Genomic DNA, 1,607 nt, shown 5'->3' with positions numbered 1-1,607 from the left:
ACCTCTTCTTCCTACTTCGTCTTCTTGCTGGTGTGTTCGAGGAGGAGGAGGAGGAGGAGAAGCTAGCGGCGGCGGCGGCAATGGCGACGAGCGGGCTGAGGAGCTGCAGCGCGGTGGGCGTGCCGAGCCTGCTGGCGCCGTCGTCGAACAGGAGCCGCCTGCCGGTCTGCGCCTACGCCACCACCTCCGGGCGCGTCACCATGTCCGCCGAGTGGATGCCGGGCCAGCCACGCCCCGCCCACCTCGACGGCTCCTCTCCCGGTGACTTCGGGTTCGACCCGCTGGGCCTCGCCACCGTGCCGGAGAACTTCGAGCGGTTCAAGGAGTCGGAGGTGTACCACTGCCGGTGGGCCATGCTCGCTGTGCCTGGGGTGTTGGTGCCGGAGGCGCTGGGGCTGGGCAACTGGGTGCAGGCGCAGGAGTGGGCGGCGGAGCCCGGCGGCCAGGCCACGTACCTCGGCAACCCGGTGCCATGGGGCACGCTGCCGACGATCCTGGTCATCGAGTTCGTCGCCATCGCCTTCGCCGAGCACCAGCGCACCATGGAGAAGGACCCCGAGAAGAAGAAGTACCCCGGCGGCGCCTTCGACCCCCTCGGCTTCTCCAAGGACCCCGTCAAGTTCGAGGAGTACAAGCTCAAGGAGATCAAGAACGGGCGATTGGCCATGCTGGCTTTTGTGGGTTTCTGCGTCCAACAGTCGGCGTACCCGGGCACCGGCTGTCGCTGAGGTGCTTGGAGAGGTTCTCGACGGGGCCCTCGCCGGTGACGTAGGCCTGGATGAAGAACCCCAGCATGGAGAACATGGCCAGCCGCCCGTTCTTGATCTCCTTCACCTTCAGCAGCGCCGCCTGGTCCGGGTCGCTCGCCAGCCCCAGCGGGTCGAATGGGCCACCTGGGTGGAGCTTGTCCTCCAGATCCAGGCCGTTGATGATCCGGTAGTACTCGGCGCCGCCGACGAGGACGACCTCGGCGGCGACGGCGACGATGAGGTTGATGGGGATGCTGTTGCCGAAGTAGTTGAGGGTGTTGCCGTCCAGGAGGAGGGCGCCGGTCTTGAACCAGACGGCCTCGGGGCCGCAGTTTGCGCCAAACTTGTTGCAGGCCTCGGGGATGATGAACCCAGCGGCGCCGAGCATCGCCCACCTGGCATGGATCAGCTCATAGGCCTGGTACTTGGAGAAGTCCTCTGGCTTCTTGCTGAGGCCAAAAGGGTCGTAGCCGTAGTCTCCGGGGACCTCTCCGTTGAGGTAGTCCGGCACCTCTGAGCGGTCCAGGAGACCCTCCGGCAAGAAGATCCTCCTGTCAGGGCCGTACCACTTGGCGAGCTCATCGCCGATGTCGGGGCTCGAGGAGGTGACGGCGGCGGGCTTGGGCTTCGGGGCGGGCTTCTTGCTGAAGAGGGAGACGATCTTCTGCGCTCCGGTGGTCGGTGCCGCGGTGGCGTAGCGGGAGGAGCCGGCGAAGTTGAGCCGGGTGCCGAGCATCTTGGACGGGGCGAGCGCCGCCATCGCCTCAGGCCCACAATTCAGAGGGAGGTGGGAGATGCAGCAGAAGGGGTGGTGCTGTGTTCAGAAAGGAGCCCGCCCCGAAGCCCAAGCCCGCCGCC

Annotated in this window: 2 protein-coding genes; one reads left to right on the top strand and one right to left on the bottom strand. The window is 66.8% G+C overall.

Annotation, left to right across the window (positions count from 1 at the left end; all coding sequences use genetic code 11):
- Window positions 1-728 (top strand): chlorophyll a/b-binding protein (locus OKA04_RS24885; RefSeq protein ID WP_264503843.1); only part of this gene is annotated, 728 nt, incomplete at its 5' end.
- On the opposite strand, the gene OKA04_RS24880 is transcribed toward OKA04_RS24885, so the two are convergent.
- Window positions 646-1,509 carry a chlorophyll a/b-binding protein gene (locus tag OKA04_RS24880; protein WP_264503842.1) on the bottom strand — a complete coding sequence of 288 codons (864 nt, stop codon included), beginning with the start codon at window positions 1,507-1,509 and terminating at the stop codon, window positions 646-648. The two genes, OKA04_RS24885 and OKA04_RS24880, sit on opposite strands and share 83 nt — an antisense overlap.
- Window positions 1,510-1,607: the final 98 nt, after the last annotated feature.

Source organism: Luteolibacter flavescens (assembly GCF_025950085.1).
Classification (GTDB): domain Bacteria; phylum Verrucomicrobiota; class Verrucomicrobiia; order Verrucomicrobiales; family Akkermansiaceae; genus Haloferula; species Haloferula flavescens.
The sequence above is the reverse complement of the archived record's forward strand: the minus strand, read 5'-3'. Positions and strand labels throughout refer to the sequence as shown.